The sequence below is a fragment of the Nocardia sp. NPDC052112 genome (genome assembly GCF_040680135.1).
Lineage (GTDB): Bacteria > Actinomycetota > Actinomycetes > Mycobacteriales > Mycobacteriaceae > Nocardia.
The window spans coordinates 420,905-438,426 of the sequence record NZ_JBFAWD010000006.1 but is presented as its reverse complement, the minus strand read 5'-3'; the positions used below and the strand labels follow the sequence as shown (position 1 = coordinate 438,426).

The window sequence follows — 17,522 nt, the reverse complement described above, 5'->3', positions numbered from 1 at the left end:
CGATATCTGAAGATTCGCCACATGTGAGATGAGCGCCCGTGTGCTCGTTGCCGGGATCGGCAATATCTTCCTCGGCGACGACGGATTCGGCCCGGAAGTGATCCGTCGGCTACCGACGGCGTCGGAGGAGAACCAGCGGATCGTCGACTACGGCATCCGCGGGTTGCACTTGGCCTACGACCTGCTCGACGGGTGGGATGCCGTGCTGCTGGTGGACGCCCTGCCGAACACCGGCGAACCAGGCCGCGTGCAGATCCTGCGCGCCGAACCGGAGACCGGTGCGACAGCCGCCATGGACGCGCACGCGATGAATCCCGAGGCCGTGTTCGCCGCGGTGCACGCGCTCGGTGGTGTCGTGCCGCCGACCGTCGTCGTCGGTTGTCAGGTCGATTCGGTGGCCGAGGGAATCGGCCTCAGCCCTGCCGTCGCCTCGGCCGTCGACCGGGCGGCGGCCGAGGTCACGCGGATCGCGGCGCAATTGCGTGCTGGACAGGAGGTGTGATGATGTGCCTGGGCATTCCGGGGCGGGTCGTGGAGATTCCGGACGGCTACCACGGGCAGATCGCCGTGGTCGAGGTGTCCGGTGAGAAGCGCAAGGTCAATATCGGTCTGCTCGACGAGGACCACCCTGCCGCGCCGGGCGATTGGGTGATCATCCACATGGGATTCGTCGTCGAGAAGACCGACGCCGACGGTGCGGAACGGGCGATGGCCGGGCTGCGTCTGCTCGGCAGTGGAGAACAGCCGTGAGCGAGCGTAGCGAGCGACTGATAAACACCGCCGACCGCGTTCGCCGCCGCCTGCTCGTGCGCGGCGTGGTGCAAGGCGTCGGATTCCGGCCGTTCGTCTACACCACGGCCGTCGAGCTCGCACTGACCGGCAGTGTCGCCAACGATACGGACGGTGTCGTCATCGAGATCGAGGGTGCCGAGGCATCGGTGCGGGAGTTCATTCGTCGGGTGCACGACTCCCCGCCGCCGCTGGCCGTCGTCGCGTCGGTCGAGCAGACCACGGTCGATGTCCGCGGCGGTACCGGATTCCTGATCGGGGACACGCGGCACGGCGGTGCCGGACGCACCCTGGTCTCCCCCGACGTCGCGATCTGTCCGGACTGCGCGCGCGAACTCCGCGATCCCGCTGACCGCCGCTATCGCCACCCCTTCGTCAACTGCACCAACTGTGGTCCGCGATTCACCATCATCGCCGGGCTGCCCTACGATCGCGAGCGCACATCCATGGCCGATTTCGCCATGTGCGCGCGCTGCGCCCGCGAATACGCCGACCCCGCCGATCGGCGGTTCCACGCCCAGCCCATCGCCTGCCCGGACTGCGGGCCCACCCTGTCCTATCTCGGGCCCGGCAATCCGGCGCGGCCGCTCGCCGCGGCGCGCGAATTGCTGTGCGCCGGAGGTATTCTCGCGATCAAGGGCATCGGTGGCTACCACCTTGCCTGCGCTGCCGACAACGAGACGGCCGTGGCCGAATTGCGCCGCCGCAAGCGCCGCGGCAACAAGCCGTTCGCCGTCATGGTCGCCGACCTGGACACCGCGGCGCGGATCGTGACCATCGATCCCACCGGCGCGGCCCTGCTGAGCGGTCCGCAGCGGCCGATCGTCCTGCTGCCGCGCGGCGAACGGCCCGTCGCCGACGCGGTCGCCCCTGGCAATCCGGACCTCGGCGTCATGCTGGCCTACACCCCATTGCATCTGCTGCTGTTCGGCCTGCCCGGCGACCCACCGGGCCCCGACGTGCTGGTGATGACCTCCGGCAATCTCGGCGGCGAGCCGATCTGTTACGACGACGCCGACGCGCGCACCCGCCTGGCCGGGCTCGCCGACGCGTGGCTCGGCCACGACCGGCGCATTCTCGTCCCGTGCGACGACTCGGTGGTGCGTGTCGTGGACGGCGCCGAACTGCCGGTGCGCCGCTCGCGCGGCTACGCGCCACTGCCACTGGCGCTGCCCATCGCGGTTCCCCCGACCCTGGCGGTCGGCGCCGATCTGAAGAACACCTGCGCCGTCGCCGACGGACGTTACGCCTGGCTCAGTCAGCACATCGGCGATATGGACGATCTGGCCACCCTGCGGGCTTTCGACACAGCGCGATCCCACCTGGAGGAACTCACCTGTGTGCACCCGACCCAACTCGCCGCCGATGCGCACCCCGGCTACCGTTCGACCGCGTGGGCCCGTTCGCACGCGGACGACCGACCGGTGCGCACCGTGCAGCACCATCATGCGCACTTGGCCGCGGTTATGGGAGAGCACGGGATCGATGCGAACGAGACGGTCCTCGGTATCGCCTTCGACGGCACCGGGTACGGACCCGACGGCGCGGTCTGGGGCGGCGAGGTGCTCGTCGCCGGATACAAGGGTTACCGGCGCATGGCGCACCTGTCCTATGTGCCTTTGGCGGGCGGCGACCTCAGCGTCCGCAAGCCCTACCGGATGGCACTGTCGCATCTGCGTGCCGCGGGCATCGAGTGGTCCCCCGGCATCGCCTCGGTCGACGCATGCCCGGCCGCCGAGCGGGCCGTGCTCGAGCACCAATTCGACACCGGACTCGGCTGCGCGCCGACCTCGAGCATGGGCAGGCTGTTCGACGCGGTCGCCTCCCTGGCCGGGGTGCGGCACGTCGTCGACTACGAGGCGCAGGCCGCGATCGAACTCGAAGGTCTGGCCCGCGGCGCCCGCGGTGCGGCGGGCCGGTACCGATTCGCTTGGCACGACGGCGATCCGGCCCAGGTCGACCCTGCCCCGGTGCTCGCCGATGTCGTCGCCGACGCCGCGGGCGGCATACCGCCCGCGGTCATCGGCGCCCGATTCCACGCCGCCGTCGCCGACCTCGTACACGACGCGGCACAGCGTTTTGCCGCGCCGGAGTCGGTGATCGCGCTGTCGGGCGGTGTGTTCCAGAACGCGCTGTTGTTGTCGAGTTGCACCCGTTTGCTGCGACACGACGGATTCCGCGTCATCAGTCACCGCAGATTGCCACCGAACGACGGCGGGATCGCATTCGGTCAGCTCCTGGTAGTCGGTGCGGTGTAAGCGAAGGAGACAAGCGATGTGTCTTGCGGTTCCCGGAAAAGTGCTCAACGTCCACGAACGCGACGGCACGCTGATGTCGGAGGTCGACTTCGGCGGCGTGCACAAGGACGTGTGTCTGCAATACATCCCGGACGTGGCGGTCGGCGATTACGTGGTGGTGCACGTCGGGTTCGCGATCCAACGCCTGGATGAGGAATCCGCATTGCGGACGCTCGCCGAGTTCGAACATCTCGGCGTATTGAAGGAGGAGTTCGGCGACGGTTTCGCGATCGCGGCGAAGCAGGCCGGTGTCGACAACCCCGATGCCCCACAGCCAGGGGCGAGCAGTTCCGACGCATCCGCGTCGGGAGCGACCGGCGACGACCAGGAGGCGAAGTCATGAAATACCTGGACGAATTCAGCAATCCCGAGCTGGCGCGGCACCTGCTCGACCGCATCCGCGCCGAAACCAGCAGACGGTGGTCGATCATGGAAGTGTGTGGCGGACAGACACATTCGATCATCCGCCACGGCATCGACCAGCTGTTGCCCGATCAGATCGAGATGATCCACGGGCCCGGCTGCCCCGTGTGCGTCACCCCGCTGGAGGTGATCGACAAGGCCCTGGAGATCGCCGCACGGCCGGGGGTGATCTTCTGTTCCTTCGGCGACATGCTGCGGGTACCCGGCAGCCACAAGGATCTGTTCCGGGTCAAGAGCGAAGGCGGCGACGTGCGGGTGGTCTACTCGCCACTGGACGCGCTGGAACTGGCCAAGAACAACCCGGATCGCCAGGTGGTGTTCTTCGGAATCGGATTCGAGACCACCGCGCCCGCCAACGCGATGACCGTGTACCAGGCTCAGCGGCTCGGCATCGAGAATTTCTCGCTGCTGGTCTCCCACGTGCTGGTCCCACCGGCCATCGCGGCGATCATGGAATCGCCCAGCTGCCGGGTTCAGGGATTCCTCGCCGCCGGGCACGTGTGCACGGTAATGGGTACCGGCGAATATCCACCGCTGGCCGAGAAATACCGGGTTCCGATGGTGGTTACCGGATTCGAACCGCTGGACATCCTCGAGGGCATTCGGCGCACCGTGCTCCAGCTCGAGCAAGGACGCCACGAGGTCGAGAACGCCTATCCACGCGCGGTCGCCGCGGGCGGGAATCCGGCGGCCAAGGCAATGCTCGAGGACGTCTTCGAGGTCACCGACCGGGCGTGGCGCGGTATCGGCGTGATCCCCCGCAGCGGCTGGCGACTGTCGCCGCGTTACCGCGACTACGACGCCGAACAGCGTTTCGCCGTCGGCGATCTGCATACCGAAGAGTCTTCGGTATGTCGGTCGGGTGAAGTGCTCCAAGGGTTGATCAAACCGCACGAGTGCGCCGCGTTCGGCACGAAGTGCACTCCACGAAACCCATTGGGTGCCACAATGGTTTCCTCCGAAGGCGCCTGCGCCGCGTACTACCTGTACCGGCGTCTCGATCTTCCCGCGGAGGTCGCCCATGCCTGACACCAACGGCAGTGGAGCAGCCGCATCGCCCCCACTCGACATCGACGGCTGGGTCTGCCCCATGCCGCTGCGCGACGCGCCCAATATCGTGATGGGCCACGGCGGTGGTGGCGCGATGTCGGGTGAGCTGATCGAGCACCTCTTCCTGCCCGCGTTCGGTGGGGCCGCCGATACCGACCTCGGCGATTCGGCGGTGCTGCCCCTCGGCGATGTGCGGCTGGCGTTCTCCACCGACTCGTTCGTGGTCAAGCCACTGGTGTTCCCTGGCGGCTCGATCGGTGACCTCGCGGTGAACGGCACCGTCAACGATCTGGCGATGTCCGGCGCCCGGCCGGTGGCGCTGTCCACCGCGTTCATCCTCGAAGAGGGCACCGCGCTGGCCGATATCGCCCGCATCGCCGAGGCGCTCGGCACCGCCGCGCTCGCGGCCGAAGTCCGGCTGGTCACCGGCGACACCAAGGTCGTCGACGCCGGGCACGGCGATGGCATCTTCATCAACACCGCGGGTATCGGACTGGTCCCCGACGGCGTCGACATCCGGCCCCAGCGGGCGATGCCCGGCGATATCGTGCTCGTCAGCGGTGAGATCGGACTGCACGGTATCGCGGTGCTGAGCTGCCGGGAAGGCCTCGAGTTCGGCACAACCCTGTGCAGCGATACCGCGCCGCTGCACGGATTGGTCGCGGCCATGCTCGCCACCGGCGCGGATGTGCACGTGCTGCGCGATCCGACGCGCGGCGGAATGGGCGCCTCCCTCAACGAGATCGCCCGCGCCGCGAGCATTGGTGTCGAGCTCGACGAACGGGCCATCCCGGTGCCCGTCGGGGTGCGCGATGCCTGCGGATTGCTCGGACTCGATCCACTGTATATCGCCAACGAAGGCAAGCTCGTCGCGTTCGTACCCCCCGAGGACGCCGACCGCGTTCTCGACGCCATGCGTGCGCATCCGCTCGGCGCCCGCGCGGCAATCGTCGGTCATTGCGTTGCCGAACATCCGGGGATGGTGGTGGCTCGTACCGCCCTCGGCGGTACTCGCGTCGTCGACCTGCCCGCAGGAGAACAGCTACCGCGCATATGTTGAACACGGCGGTGGCTCCGCCGACGAGTGGGAAAGTTGGGACCGTGGGGATGGCAACAGTCACCACGAGGATGCGAGATGCCTGGGCCGGATGTGACGGCGGGCAGCGGCGCAGCATCGTGGGCATGGCAGCAACGATCGCCGTACTGCATATCGTGGGATGGGGGACGCTGCTGTTGCTGGTCGTGCCCGACGCGTACATGGTGGACGGTGCGATATTCGGCACCGGGCTCGGCGTCACCGCCTACACCCTGGGCATGAGACACGCCTTCGACGCCGACCATATCGCGGCGATCGACAACACCACCCGAAAACTCGTGGCGGACAAGCAGAAACCGCTCACGGTCGGCTTCTGGTTCTCCCTGGGGCACTCCACCATCGTCTTCGTGCTCGTCGCGCTGTTGGCCTTCGGGGTTACCGCGCTGGCGCGGAACCTGGAAAACGAGGACTCGCGGTTGCAACGGTGGACCGGGGTGTTCGGCACATCGGTCTCGGGCACGTTCCTCATCCTCATCGGACTGCTGAACCTGATCGCGTTGATCGGGATCTGGCAGGTTTTTCGCGCTATGCGGCGTGGCGGCTACAGCGAACAGCAACTCGAGCGCGCACTGGACTCCCGTGGCGTGCTCAACCGGGTCCTGGCGCCGGTCATGCGCGCGGTGCGCAAGCCGTGGCAGATGTATCCGGTCGGGCTGTTGTTCGGCCTCGGTTTCGACACCGTCACCGAGGTGGGTCTGCTGGTGATCGCGGGCGGCGCGGCCGCCACCGGACTGCCCTGGTACGCGATTCTCGTTCTGCCCGTGCTGTTCTCGGCGGGCATGTCGCTGTTCGACGCGCTGGACGGCTCCTTTATGAACTACGCCTACGGGTGGGCCTTCGCCGGACCGATCCGCAAGATCTACTACAACCTGGTGGTCACCGGGCTCTCGGTCGCGGTGGCCCTGCTGATCGGTGTCCAGGAGCTCATCTCCATCCTCACCGAGAAACTCGATGTCACCAGCGGGGTACTCGGCTGGATCGGGGGCCTCGACCTCGCCACGATGGGCTTCATCATCGTCGGCCTCTTCGCATTCACCTGGGTCGCGGCACTCGCGATCTGGCACTACGGTGACATCGAAAGTCGCTGGAGCACAACGCGGTCGGAGGAACCGACCTGATGGACGGTGTGGAGATGTTCGCGCGCTACGCGTACGCGCCCAACCACCTCGGCTACTGCGGGCCCGAGCATGCCGCGGCCCTGCGTGAACGCGATGACAAACAAGTGCGGGTGCTGGCCCGCGGCTTTTCCGGCGCATGGCCCTACCTACGGGCCATGTCGCACCTGACCGGCATCGCCGATCCGCTCGATGAGCGATTGGTCGGATCCTATTGGCTGGGTGGGGGCATCGGCGCCGATCTCGACGGCCCCGAATTCCTCGCCGAGTTGCTGCGCCTCATCGCCCCGGTCGCGGGTGTGTACTGGTCCCATCTGGGACCCGCGCTCGCACCGGAGGCGGCCGCGAACCACAGCTTCCACGTCTTCGGTGTCTACCCGTGGACCAGGGTGCTGGCCGCGACCGGCGGCGAGCAGCCCTTGGAAATCCTCGACAACTGCCGAATCACCGCCGCGACCGTACTGGATCGCCACCACGACGAGCTCACCGTCGGGACCCGCCGGTTGCGCTGGGACGGCGCAGAGCTATCGCTGTCGGAGACGACACCGCGAACCATCCCGGTGTGGACCGACGGCTATGCCGCGCTCCCGGACGCGGCGCCGGGTGACGATATCGCGCTGCACTGGGGGCAGCCGTGCGGGCGGTTGACGGCCGAACAAGTCGACGACCTCACCGACAGCACGGAACAGCAACTGCGCGTGACGAATCGACGTCTGGCAACGCCCGCGCACGCAGCTGAGTGAACGGCGATCGCGGATCGCAAGAAAGGTAGCGGCCGCACCCATCGGAAGCATTATTCTCACATTAGAGAATTTTCCTCTCCGACAGCGGTGCACGGTACGTCCACGGCAGCGCCGTCGCCGGGCGCGACGCCGTCTTCATGGGCCATCCAATGGACGAAGCGGTGCAGCGGGTACATGGCGTCGTGTGGGTTGCCGATGGTGCTGGGTCCGGCTTCGCCGAGGCGGACGATGCGCTGCGCGCCGCCGCTGGCCAGGCGGTCGCGGTAGTCGGCCATGCGGGTGAACGGGTAGAAGCCGATGGTCTGGGTCGCGACGTTGATGTATTTCACCGCGTCGTCGAGCGAGCGCACCCGAACCACGTTGGCGGTCTTGTTGATCGGGTGGAAGTCGACGGGTTCGTCGGAGCGGACGACCAGACCGGTGCCGTCGGTGTGGCCGAAGACGCGGAACTCGTCGTCGAGCATGGCAAGGGTATCGATCTGCTCGCGTAGGTCCAGGTCGAGCGGCCTGGTGTCGCCGGAGGCGGCGGCCTTGGCGACAATGCGGGCGTGCAGCCGTTCGCAGAACCGGTCGGCGTCGGCGTGGTCGGCTTCGACGAAGACGAATCGGCTTGCGACGCAGGCTTCCTGGTTGAGCACCATGACGTCGGAGGCGGCCAGCTCGGCGGCCAGATCGAGGCTCGCCTCGGAGTCGAAGGCCTCGCGGCCGACCATGGAGATCGAGGTCTTGGGGTCGAAGGAAACCAGCTGGAAGCCGGGGCCGAGGTATTTGACGACATTGTCGATGGCGTCGCCGCCGCCCCAGGCCACGATCTTGTCGAAGTACTGCGGTCGGTACAGCACTCGCTCCACGGTGTCGTCGCCGCCGCGCCAGTACACCGCCGACATCGAGGTGACGATCGGGTGTTCGGGGTCGATATCGGCCATGGTGCGCAGGATGGCGACGGTGGTGAAGGGGTCGCTGGAGGACATCTTGAACAGGTTGACCGCTTTGACCAGCGCGCCTTGCGCGACGGACTTCACCGCGACGCCTGGCGAGTTGCCCGGCAGCACGTGGATCAGCCGGGGCGCGAAGGCGCGCACGAAGCTTTTGCGGCCGGTGAAGTCCTGTTTGGGGACCCACCGATCCAGCGCGGCGGGGTCGGGGAAATTCTGCTCCACGACGGTGCGCAAGAGCCGTCGGTCCAGATAGTCGGCCGCGCCGATGACCTGTGCTTGCAGCACGGGCCGGGGCAGCACGTGCGTGGCGGCCATGCGGTCGATGCAGTCGCGCAGGAATGGGTTGTCCGGGTGGCGGATTCGGTCGCCGGTCTCGACCAGGAAGTCGATGATCTCGTCGAGCGGGACGTTGAGCAGCGGCGGTACCTCGGTACGCGGGTGTATCGCGCGGTCGAGCGCGAGCCGCGGGGTAGCGAAGGTGACGCCGAGATCGCGCGAGCGATGCGTGAGGTCGCGTCCCTCGTGCAGATCGCCGCGCAGGAAGAACGGCGCGGCAACGGCAGTGGTGTCGGTAGTGGTCATGACAGGCCTCGCACATACGCGTCGACGGTTCCGGCGCAACCGATCTTGTCGTCACCGGCCAGGTCGGCATAGCGGACGATGTCGTTGCGGATCGAGGGGCCCTTGCATCCGCAGGCGCACGGGTCGAAGTCCAGCGCGATCTTGTCGCCGGTGATCACGCCGCCCCAGCGCCCGTCGAGCGCGAGGTCGAAAAATGCCGCGCGACCCTCGACTTCGCCATCGGCATGCGGGAGCAATGTTTCACCCGCCTCGTCCAGCACGAACGGCACGATCCACGGCGGCACATGGTAGCGATTGCCTTTGTGGCACTTGGGCATCGCAGAATTGAGCTCCTGCATCGAGTAGTTCTGAAAATCCCGCTCCGCGGGGATGTTGAACGTCTGGTAGACGAATTCCTGGTAGTCGGGCGGCAATTGGGCGCGCTTCAGGCCGCCCCCGACATAGATGCAATTGTCCGGATGGAAATCCTTTGCGGCATAGCCCATGTCGCGGACCAACTTGGCGACCTGGTACAGCGCGTTCCACATGCCGGAGATGTAAAGCTTCTCCGTGCGGTATTCGACCAGCGCCTCCGCCGCCGCTACCAGCGCCTTGTCCAGCGCTTCCTGTCGCTGCGCGGAAGTGCGCTGGAAGTCGGCCACCTCCTCGGGCAGCGCGGTGCCATCGGCGATCTTCTTGCGCAACACCACCATCGAGGTCAGCGAACCGACCGTGATCGGCGGGATCGGCAATCCGAAGCGTTCCCGATCGGGATCGCCGAACGCTGCCAACTGCGCTTGGCCGACAATCGCGTTTTTCGGCACCGCCGCGGTTGCCGCGATGCCCAGCACCCGGCGATCCTGCATCGGTCGCACACCCGATCCCCAGGAGAACGCGTTCACGGTATCCGTGCGTGACCAGTTCATGTCCGCCTCGGTCGCGAGCAGCATCGCCGACTTGCCGGTGGTGCCGCTCGAGCACGACACGTAGTGGCCCGCGGCTCGTAGCCGGTCGATCCACTGGTCGATATCGGCGATGTCGGCGGTCTCGATCGGGGCGATCGGATAGGGCGAGATGGTGCCCAGCCACTTGCCGAGGCGGTCCCATCGTCCTTCGGTGAGGAAGCGCTCCGGGTAGCTCTTGTAGGCCGTGTGCGGGAACAACAGCGGCACCACCTCCGCGCGGTCGCGCACCGCCGTCACCGCGGCCTCGCGTGCGCGATGACCAAGTAGTTTGATGCGATCCTTTCGCTCCTGGAGGCGCTCATCGAGCGCCGCGACCTGCGCATCGCGCAACTCGGTATGGGAAAAGTCGAAGCGGTCGTCGGCACCGACCAGCCGGGTCAATCGATCTACGGCAGAACTCACTCGGGTGTCCTTCCCTGCTGTCGTCGCCTAGGAATAATGGCAACTCATACGTATCATTTCTAAGCGGGCTGGCGGCCGGAGCGCAAGAGGGAGGTTTCGCGACGCGGCCGTTGATCGGCGGCGACGTGGCAGGGAAACGGCGAGTCGGACGTCCCACCCCCAGCAAGAGGAGTTGAAATGGCAAGCGCGAGAATTGTTTCCGACAGCCGCGTCGTGATCGTCACCGGAGCGAGTTCGGGGATCGGACGATCCGCCGCGCGCCGGTTCGTTGAGCTCGGTTGGCGTGTGATCGGCCTCGGCCGGGACCCGGACCGCTGCGCTGCGGCCGAGACGGAGCTCGCTGGTGTCGCGGCGGGTAGTAGCGGCGGATTCACCATGCTGCGAGGCGATTTCACGCTGATGGCAGAGGTGGCACGCCTCGCCGAGGAAATCCGGGTCCACGTTCCACACGTCGACGTGCTGATCAACAACGCTGGTGGTGTGCGCGATCGGCGCATCGTCACCGCAGAGGGCATCGAGGCCACGTTCGCGGCCAACCACCTCGCCCCATTTCTACTGACCCGGCAGTTGCGGCCGCTGCTGCGGGCAGCGAAGGACACGTCGGCCGGATCGGCCAGAGTGATTGCGGTGTCGTCCAGTGCGCACCGGATCAGCCAGGGGCTCGACTGGGATGATCTGCAGAGTCTGGGCCGGTTCCACCCGGCCGTTGCCTACGGTCAGGCGAAACTGGCCAACATTCTGTTCACTCGCGAGCTGGCGCGGCGTGCGCCAAACCATATCGTCGCTCAGGCCATGCATCCCGGCATCGTCGCGAGCAACTTCGCCTCCCATGGCGACGGCCAGATGCGGGCGCATATGGCGGCGGCGAACACCGTCTCCCCCGATATTCCGGCCGAAACGCTGGTGTGGCTCGCCACCGATCCGGAGGGTGGGCGTTGCGGTGGGAGGTATTTCCACGACAAGGCCGAGGAGACGCCGAGCCCGGCCGCCCTCGACGACGGCGCGGCCGCGCGCCTGTGGGCTGCGAGTGAGCAACTGCTGGACGAGCTCGGAGCAGTCGAGTCGGTGCCAACGCCCCCGACTGGTTAGCGGCCCGAACAAACGCTGACATCCATATCCGCCGAGCGCAGGATGGAGCAGCTGATCTCGCCCCCCTTGGCGCACTGCCGATCACGGCTCGGCGGTGGATCTCCGCAGCCAACGACCTGCGTTGACGGTGACTTGAACCGCGAGGTGGTCCGGGAATGCCGAAAGATCTCCGATGGCCGCTGCGCGTCCTCGCGGGGTCACGGGGTGGTGGGCAGGATCGGTGGGACGTATTCGAACGTCATGCCGAGCAGCCATACGAGCAGCAGTACCACTGGCAAGTGGAACAGGAACTGCAGGAACGTGAATCCGACCAGATCACGCGCCCGCAGTTTGAGCACTGCCAGCAGCGGGAGCATGAAGAACGGGTTGATGAGGTTGGGTAGTGCCTCGGCCACGTTGTATATCTGGACCGTCCAGCCGAGGTTCATGTGCACATCGGTCGATGCCTGCATGACGTAAGGGGCTTCGACCAGCCATTTTCCGCCACCGGACGGGACGAAGACGCCCAGCACCACGGTGTACAGAGCGATGACGATGGCGAAACTTCCGCCGCCGCCGATATTCGTGAAGAAGTCCGCGAGGTGTTCGGAGATGGTGACACCGCCCCTCCCCTTTGCCTTGGTGAGGATCGCGGCCATGGCGGCATACAGCGGGAACTGGACGAGAATGCCAGCGGTTGCGGGTACGGCGAGGGAGACGGCTTGCAGGAACTTACGCGGGGTCCCGTGCAGCACCAAGCCCAGCATGAGGAAGACGAGCAGATAACCGTTCAGGCTGCTTACTACGGTGAGCACTGGTTTGCTGGTGAGCTGGGAGATCAACCAGCCCACGGTCATCAGGACGGCCAGGATCGGCAGGATACGGCTGTACTCGAGCCACTCCCCTGGACGCGCTCGCGGAGCCACTTCCGCGGGCTGGTCGTCGAGGTCGACGTCCAACTCCTGAGCGGTCTTGATCGCCGCGTCCTTCGGCGCTGAGAAGTGTGCGATCACCACAGTGAGCGCCATGATGATGGCGCACATGAGCAGGGACTGCCACGTGAAGATCGTGTGTCCGAAGTCGAGGACACCGGTGACTCGCAACAGCGCCGGCGGCAACGAGGTGGCGGTGGCCTGCAGTTGCGCGGCCGAGGACGATATGCCCAGCGCCCACACCGCGCCCAACCCCATGAACGCCGCCGCGCCCAGCGCGCGATAGTCCACGCGTAGATCGGTCCTACGGGCGATCGCACGGGCCAGGAGACCGCCGAAAACCAGACTGAGCCCCCAGTTCAGAAACGATATCGACATGGAAAGAAACGCAACGAAACTCACCGCACCACTGGCGGTTTGCGGCCAGGTGGCCAGCCGGTCGATCAGGCGGGCGATAGGCGGGGAGGTGGCGATGACGTACCCGGTGAGAACCACCATTGCCATTTGCAGAGTGAAAGCGGTCAGATCCCAAAAACCATCGCCGAACGCGTTCGCGACCGTTCGCGGCGACGAGCCGTTGGCCAGTGCGGCAATGGCCACGATCAATACGCCTGCCAGCGCGACGACATAGGCGTCCGGGAACCATTTCTCTGTCCACCTGGCCAGCGACTGCGCAACCCGCGCGAGCCCCTTTTCACGGCTGGTTACCTCACTGTTTTCGGTGCCGGTTTCTGCACTGGTGGACGTCATCCCGCCGTTCCTCATCTTTCTCTCGCATGCGAGGCCGCCGGATGCATGTGACGCACCGCACAGGCTCGCCCGGCGAGTATTGCTGTCGCCGTTGTGTTGAGACAAGAGAGAAATCCGCAGGTATGGTCTGCAAAAATGCACAAACTGCCCAAACGTCCGAAGACGCGCGGGTCACCTGGCGTGGGCTTCGAAGAATCGCCACCCCGCCTCGGCGGCATCGAAAGCATGTGTTGTCGCGCCGATGACCGCTTTGGGTAGGTATTGCGATCCGCCGGGCCAGGTATGGCCGCCATTGTCGACCTGCATGAACTGCACGGCGGTGCCGGCCGCGCACTCGGTTGCGCTGAACTGGTGGACTTCGGTGCCTTCGGCACCGCCGGGCAGAACGGTCTCACCGGGCGGACCGGGGCAGGCGTCGAGATCGCGCCAGCGGCTGGCGAGGTCGGTTGCCGAGACGATATCGCTGCGGCCACCGCGGCCGGTCATCGTGCCGCCGTCGAATGGCACGATCGGGTCGGCTGTCCCGTGGGTCGCCATGACCGCCACCGGCCGCGCTGGGCGGCATGCCACATCGACGCCCAATGTGCCTGCGACAGGTGCGATCGCGGCGAACACGTCCGCGCGATCGCAGCCGAGGCGGTTGGCCATGAAGCCGCCGTTGGACATGCCGGTGGCGAACACATGACCGGGGTCTATCCCGTAGTCGTGCACGAGTTTGTCGACCAACGCCGTGATGAAGCCGACGTCATCGATGCCTCGGCGATCGGGTTCCGAGACACCGCGTCCGTCGGCCCAGCCCTTGTCGACACCGTCTGGGTAGACGACGACGAAACCGTGGGCGTCGGCGACATCGCTGTAGTGGGTCAATTCCGCTTCCCCGCGACCGGTGCCACCCCTGCCGTGCAGTGCCACGACAAGGCCGGTCGGTTTGCTGCCGCCGACCGGCGCATGTACGACATAGGTGCGTTGCAGCCCACCGAACTGCAGTTCGCCGACCGGATCTCCACCGGGTGCGGACCATGCGGTGCGCGGCCACCAGACGGCAGCACACACGACAGCAATACTCGCCACGATCGCCGACAGGATCGTCGATGCGGTTCGGCGCGTCCGCCGCGCGGTGACCTCGGTGTGTGGAACCGTCACAATGACAAAGATACCGGGGTACGCACGCCTGCTCGATTTCCTCGAAGAACCGACCCTGCTTTCACGACGCACCGGAGCAGAATTCTGGTTGAACCAACCACTGCGGGAAGGAGCTGACGCGCGATGGAAAGCAACGCCGACACCCCCTCCAGGCCGGCCTGGATCCCTGCTGAGCTGTACCCGTTTGCGGACCACTTCGATGAGATCGACGGCTCGCGGGTGCACTATGTGGACGAGGGCAGCGGACCGCCGCTGATCATGCTGCACGGCAATCCGACGTGGTCGTTCCTCTACCGGGACGTGATCCTCGGATTGCGAGATCGGTTCCGCTGTATCGCCATCGACTATCCCGGCTTCGGACTTTCACAGGCAGCTCCCGGTTACGGATTCACCCCCGCCGAGCATGCCCGCATGGTCGAGGAATTGATCATCCGACTCGACCTGGGTGATGCGACACTGCTGGTGCAGGACTGGGGTGGCCCGATCGGATTCGCGGTCGCCACGCGACACCCCGACCGTTTTGCCTCGTTCGTCATCGGAAACACCTGGGCTTGGCCCAAGTCCGATCCGGGCACCCAGGCATTCTCCCGGTTCTTGGGCGGCCCGATCGGCGGCTGGCTGATCCTGCGCCGCAACTTCTTCGTCGAACGGATCATCCCCGCGGGTGTCCGGCGTAAGAAACTGCCCGAGTCGGTGATGAATGCCTACCGTGGGCCGTTCCCGACGCCGGAATCACGTCGGCCGGTGCACGTATTCCCGCGGGAAATCCTCTGCAGCAGAGCGTTTCTCGCCGACGTCGAGCGGGGACTGCCGGTGTTGCGCGACCGCCCGGCGTTGCTGGTGTGGGGCACGAAGGACGTCGCGTTCCGCGGCCCCGAACGTCGCCGATGGGAGCAACAGTTCCCAGACCATCGAACTGTCCTGTTGGACGGGGCAGGTCACTACATCCAGGAAGACGCCGCCGACGAGATCGTCGCCGCGGTCATCGAATGGAGTAAACACCGATAGCCCAACCGACCGTTCTCAGGGGCCATCCGGCAACGGCTCGTCATGTCCGCTGACCGACCGGAGGGCGAGGGTTTGTTTCGGTGTCCAGTAGATTCGGCCGTTTTCGAATTCCTGGTAACTCCCGGTGTCGAAGGGGATTTCGTCGGATGTCGGCCACCCGAGTGGGCCGTTTTCGAATCCGCTCCGATTCCAGCGGTCACGGATTTCGCCGTGTACCCAGTACACCGGCTGGCCGTTGCGGTGGTAGAGCGCCCCGTTCTGGAAGCCCTCCACCTCGCCCCATTCCACGTCCTTCGGGTCGAGCAGTATCGTGTTATCAGTGATCGGATAGCCCAAAGGCCCAGCCTCCCAACCGGTTTCCGCGTATTTGTCGAACAACGACGACGGGATCGGATGCGCTCCGGTGGAGGGATGCCAGTAGATGTATCCATTCTCGAACTGCGCGAATCGACCGACACCGTCGGCGGTCTTCATCTCGCTTCCGGTGCCGAGCCGCGGGCCCAGCCACGGCGAAGCCGCCGCTTTCGCATCGATTTCTCCGGCCGGCGCGGCACCGGTGAACTCTCGGACGTGGTTTTCGAAGACATCCCACGGGAAGTTGGGGCCGACGTCGGTGTGGGTGCCGATCCCCAGGCACTCCGTCACGTATTTGTGGTCGGAGATCCCATCGCGCCGCGTATAGGGCGGGGCGATCACATCGGTGGCGAAGCCGTACTTCTTCGCATCCTGAACAGCCAGCCAGGCGGCTATCCGGAGGTCTTCGTCGATGGCCATCCATTGGTCCCGCGACCAAGCGGCCCGACTGCCCGCAAAGCAGAGATTGATCGTCTGCGCGTTCGCATCCAGGACCGACCACGAGGCGTAATCCGTATCGACGACATCGCAGACGATCCCATTCCTCAGCGTGTAGTGATACGAGACGCCGTTGGCCGTGTTGTCGAGATACGCCGCCAGCGATTCGGCCGTGCTGTTGCCTTCCTCGGTGTGCAGCAGGAAATTGGTGATGCGCGCTCCCCAGCGCTCCGACCGAGAGTCCCCCATTCGGTCGAGTTCGGTGAAGAAGGGGGCGTTCACGGCGTTTTCTCCTTGTGCCTGAGTGCGTTGGATGGACCACTGCCCGAAGTCGGCAGCCAAGATGTCGTTGACGTCGACCGAGCTGCCGTCGATGAGCGGGCCCGGGTTCGATGGGGTATCGATCACGCGCTGATATAGGACGGCCTCGGGGGTGTCGAGCCGATTGCCAGACCAGGCGCGCGTCTGCCACGCCCAGGACCTGCCTTCGGCAGTCCGGCCGAGCACACCGTCTTGGATGGCCCAGGCGCATACCTTGGACGAGCCGTAGACCCCGGTCCAGTCCCGACCGATCGCGTCGTTGACACCGCGAAAGAAGTCGACCGCCAGGTCGTTCCATTGACTCAGCGAAATATCCTCGTCCACCGCGAAGAAGATCGGGCACCGGTCCGGCCCGCCGGCCGCGATATGGATCTCCTTGGCCTGCAGGCCCATTCGGTGCCCGCCGTCGTAGCCCGTGGTCCAATCCGAAGGTGCCTGGGCATTACCGGGCTTGCCGTACTGCCATATCGAAACGATCTCGAGTCCGCTGGCCCGCAGGCTATCGATGTACTCCTTGGTCACCGGCTTGGCGCCGAAACTGGATCCGGGTCGGCTCGGTGCCACGTAGACCAGGACGGCACTGTGTCCGGCCGCCTTGATGGCCTCGGGTTCGAGGAAACGTGCGGCGAAATCGACTGCCGTCGACATGCGAGAACCTCCATTGGTCGAGAGTGGCGGGTCCGCGGCTGCGGCCAGCAGCGGCAGCGGGTCGAGGCGGTCCGATCCGGGTGGCACCCAGACATGCCGATGCCACTCGAGGTGCAGGTGCGGGGCGACGCCGCCATTGGATGCGGAATCGGGGTTGATCCGGGCGATCCGCTGCCCGGCTTCGACTCGGTCGCCGACGGCGACCTCGCGGACCACGTGGCCGTACACGGTTGTGCCGCCACCGTCTTCGGCGGGATGGTCCACGACGACCCAGCCCGCCGGATCGGGTCCGCCGAATCCGGAGGCCGGACCCGCGAATACCACCGTGCCGCCTTGAACCGCATAGGCGGGTAGTCCGCCGCTGCCGCCCGGCCAGCCCAGATCGACACCCCAGTGGAATCCGTTGTCGCGCGGACCGAATCGAGAAGTCACGATGCGGCCGTGTGCCAACGGCCAGTATCTGGTCATGTCGGCCGCACCC

General features: G+C 66.2%; 15 protein-coding genes. 10 read left to right on the top strand and 5 right to left on the bottom strand.

What is annotated here, in order from left to right:
- The first annotated feature begins 28 nt into the window (after positions 1–28).
- From AB0L58_RS14760 to AB0L58_RS14725, 8 genes are all read left to right on the top strand, one after another.
- Positions 29–502 carry a hydrogenase maturation protease gene (locus AB0L58_RS14760; RefSeq protein WP_364386577.1) on the top strand — a complete coding sequence of 158 codons (474 nt, stop codon included), beginning with the start codon at positions 29–31 and terminating at the stop codon, positions 500–502.
- 2 nt (positions 503–504) lie between these two features.
- Entirely contained in the window at positions 505–750 is a 246-nt protein-coding gene (locus AB0L58_RS14755) for a HypC/HybG/HupF family hydrogenase formation chaperone (protein WP_364386697.1), read from the top strand.
- Positions 747–3,047, top strand: coding sequence for a carbamoyltransferase HypF (gene hypF / locus AB0L58_RS14750; RefSeq protein WP_364386575.1), 2,301 nt, complete (start codon positions 747–749; stop codon positions 3,045–3,047). The genes AB0L58_RS14755 and hypF overlap by 4 nt, the downstream gene beginning before the upstream one ends.
- Before the next feature lie 16 nt (positions 3,048–3,063).
- Entirely contained in the window at positions 3,064–3,429 is a 366-nt protein-coding gene (locus tag AB0L58_RS14745; RefSeq protein ID WP_364386573.1) for a HypC/HybG/HupF family hydrogenase formation chaperone, read from the top strand.
- Complete coding sequence (hypD, locus tag AB0L58_RS14740) at positions 3,426–4,538, top strand: hydrogenase formation protein HypD (protein WP_364386571.1); 1,113 nt, start codon at positions 3,426–3,428, stop codon at positions 4,536–4,538. The genes AB0L58_RS14745 and hypD overlap by 4 nt, the downstream gene beginning before the upstream one ends.
- Entirely contained in the window at positions 4,531–5,619 is a 1,089-nt protein-coding gene (hypE, locus tag AB0L58_RS14735; protein ID WP_364386569.1) for a hydrogenase expression/formation protein HypE, read from the top strand. The genes hypD and hypE overlap by 8 nt, the downstream gene beginning before the upstream one ends.
- 68 nt (positions 5,620–5,687) lie before the next feature.
- Positions 5,688–6,773 (top strand): HoxN/HupN/NixA family nickel/cobalt transporter, encoded by a 1,086-nt coding sequence (locus tag AB0L58_RS14730; protein WP_364386695.1) that lies wholly within the window; start codon positions 5,688–5,690, stop codon positions 6,771–6,773.
- The gene (locus AB0L58_RS14725; protein WP_364386567.1) at positions 6,773–7,513 is read left to right on the top strand and encodes a DUF6390 family protein; all 741 of its coding nucleotides are present in this window, start codon (positions 6,773–6,775) and stop codon (positions 7,511–7,513) included. The genes AB0L58_RS14730 and AB0L58_RS14725 overlap by 1 nt, the downstream gene beginning before the upstream one ends.
- Positions 7,514–7,569: 56 nt before the next feature.
- On the opposite strand, the gene AB0L58_RS14720 is transcribed toward AB0L58_RS14725, so the two are convergent.
- Both AB0L58_RS14720 and AB0L58_RS14715 read right to left on the bottom strand, forming a co-directional pair.
- Entirely contained in the window at positions 7,570–9,033 is a 1,464-nt protein-coding gene (locus tag AB0L58_RS14720; protein ID WP_364386565.1) for an acyl-CoA reductase, read from the bottom strand.
- Complete coding sequence (locus AB0L58_RS14715) at positions 9,030–10,379, bottom strand: hypothetical protein (protein ID WP_364386563.1); 1,350 nt, start codon at positions 10,377–10,379, stop codon at positions 9,030–9,032. Before AB0L58_RS14715 ends, AB0L58_RS14720 begins: the two co-directional genes overlap by 4 nt.
- A 177-nt stretch (positions 10,380–10,556) precedes the next feature.
- On the opposite strand from AB0L58_RS14715, the gene AB0L58_RS14710 reads away from it, so the two are divergent.
- Positions 10,557–11,468 carry an SDR family NAD(P)-dependent oxidoreductase gene (locus AB0L58_RS14710; RefSeq protein ID WP_364386561.1) on the top strand — a complete coding sequence of 304 codons (912 nt, stop codon included), beginning with the start codon at positions 10,557–10,559 and terminating at the stop codon, positions 11,466–11,468.
- A 197-nt stretch (positions 11,469–11,665) separates the two neighbouring features.
- On the opposite strand, the gene AB0L58_RS14705 is transcribed toward AB0L58_RS14710, so the two are convergent.
- Together AB0L58_RS14705 and AB0L58_RS14700 are read right to left on the bottom strand one after the other, a co-directional pair.
- The gene (locus AB0L58_RS14705) at positions 11,666–13,129 is read right to left on the bottom strand and encodes a TIGR00366 family protein (RefSeq protein WP_364386559.1); all 1,464 of its coding nucleotides are present in this window, start codon (positions 13,127–13,129) and stop codon (positions 11,666–11,668) included.
- Positions 13,130–13,300: 171 nt separating this feature from the next.
- Positions 13,301–14,272, bottom strand: coding sequence for a PHB depolymerase family esterase (locus AB0L58_RS14700; protein WP_364386557.1), 972 nt, complete (start codon positions 14,270–14,272; stop codon positions 13,301–13,303).
- A gap of 123 nt (positions 14,273–14,395) precedes the next feature.
- On the opposite strand from AB0L58_RS14700, the gene AB0L58_RS14695 reads away from it, so the two are divergent.
- Positions 14,396–15,280, top strand: coding sequence for an alpha/beta fold hydrolase (locus AB0L58_RS14695; RefSeq protein ID WP_364386555.1), 885 nt, complete (start codon positions 14,396–14,398; stop codon positions 15,278–15,280).
- 15 nt (positions 15,281–15,295) lie between these two features.
- On the opposite strand, the gene AB0L58_RS14690 is transcribed toward AB0L58_RS14695, so the two are convergent.
- Positions 15,296–17,509, bottom strand: a complete 2,214-nt coding sequence (locus AB0L58_RS14690; RefSeq protein ID WP_364386553.1) for a glycoside hydrolase domain-containing protein — start codon at positions 17,507–17,509, stop codon at positions 15,296–15,298.
- Between the last annotated feature and the right edge of the window lie 13 nt (positions 17,510–17,522).

Excerpts from the sequence above, each read along its gene's own strand:
- AB0L58_RS14745 (WP_364386573.1), top strand. The coding sequence starts at position 3,064 with ATGTGTCTTGCGGTTCCCGGAAAAGTGCTCAACGTCCACGAACGCGAC.
- AB0L58_RS14710 (WP_364386561.1), top strand. The coding sequence starts at position 10,557 with ATGGCAAGCGCGAGAATTGTTTCCGACAGCCGCGTCGTGATCGTCACC.
- AB0L58_RS14725 (WP_364386567.1), top strand. The coding sequence starts at position 6,773 with ATGGACGGTGTGGAGATGTTCGCGCGCTACGCGTACGCGCCCAACCAC.
- AB0L58_RS14695 (WP_364386555.1), top strand. The coding sequence starts at position 14,396 with ATGGAAAGCAACGCCGACACCCCCTCCAGGCCGGCCTGGATCCCTGCT.
- AB0L58_RS14760 (WP_364386577.1), top strand. The coding sequence starts at position 29 with ATGAGCGCCCGTGTGCTCGTTGCCGGGATCGGCAATATCTTCCTCGGC.
- AB0L58_RS14730 (WP_364386695.1), top strand. The coding sequence starts at position 5,688 with ATGCGAGATGCCTGGGCCGGATGTGACGGCGGGCAGCGGCGCAGCATC.
- hypD (WP_364386571.1), top strand. The coding sequence starts at position 3,426 with ATGAAATACCTGGACGAATTCAGCAATCCCGAGCTGGCGCGGCACCTG.
- hypE (WP_364386569.1), top strand. The coding sequence starts at position 4,531 with ATGCCTGACACCAACGGCAGTGGAGCAGCCGCATCGCCCCCACTCGAC.
- AB0L58_RS14755 (WP_364386697.1), top strand. The coding sequence starts at position 505 with ATGTGCCTGGGCATTCCGGGGCGGGTCGTGGAGATTCCGGACGGCTAC.
- AB0L58_RS14690 (WP_364386553.1), bottom strand. The coding sequence starts at position 17,509 with ATGACCAGATACTGGCCGTTGGCACACGGCCGCATCGTGACTTCTCGA.
- AB0L58_RS14705 (WP_364386559.1), bottom strand. The coding sequence starts at position 13,129 with ATGACGTCCACCAGTGCAGAAACCGGCACCGAAAACAGTGAGGTAACC.
- AB0L58_RS14720 (WP_364386565.1), bottom strand. The coding sequence starts at position 9,033 with ATGACCACTACCGACACCACTGCCGTTGCCGCGCCGTTCTTCCTGCGC.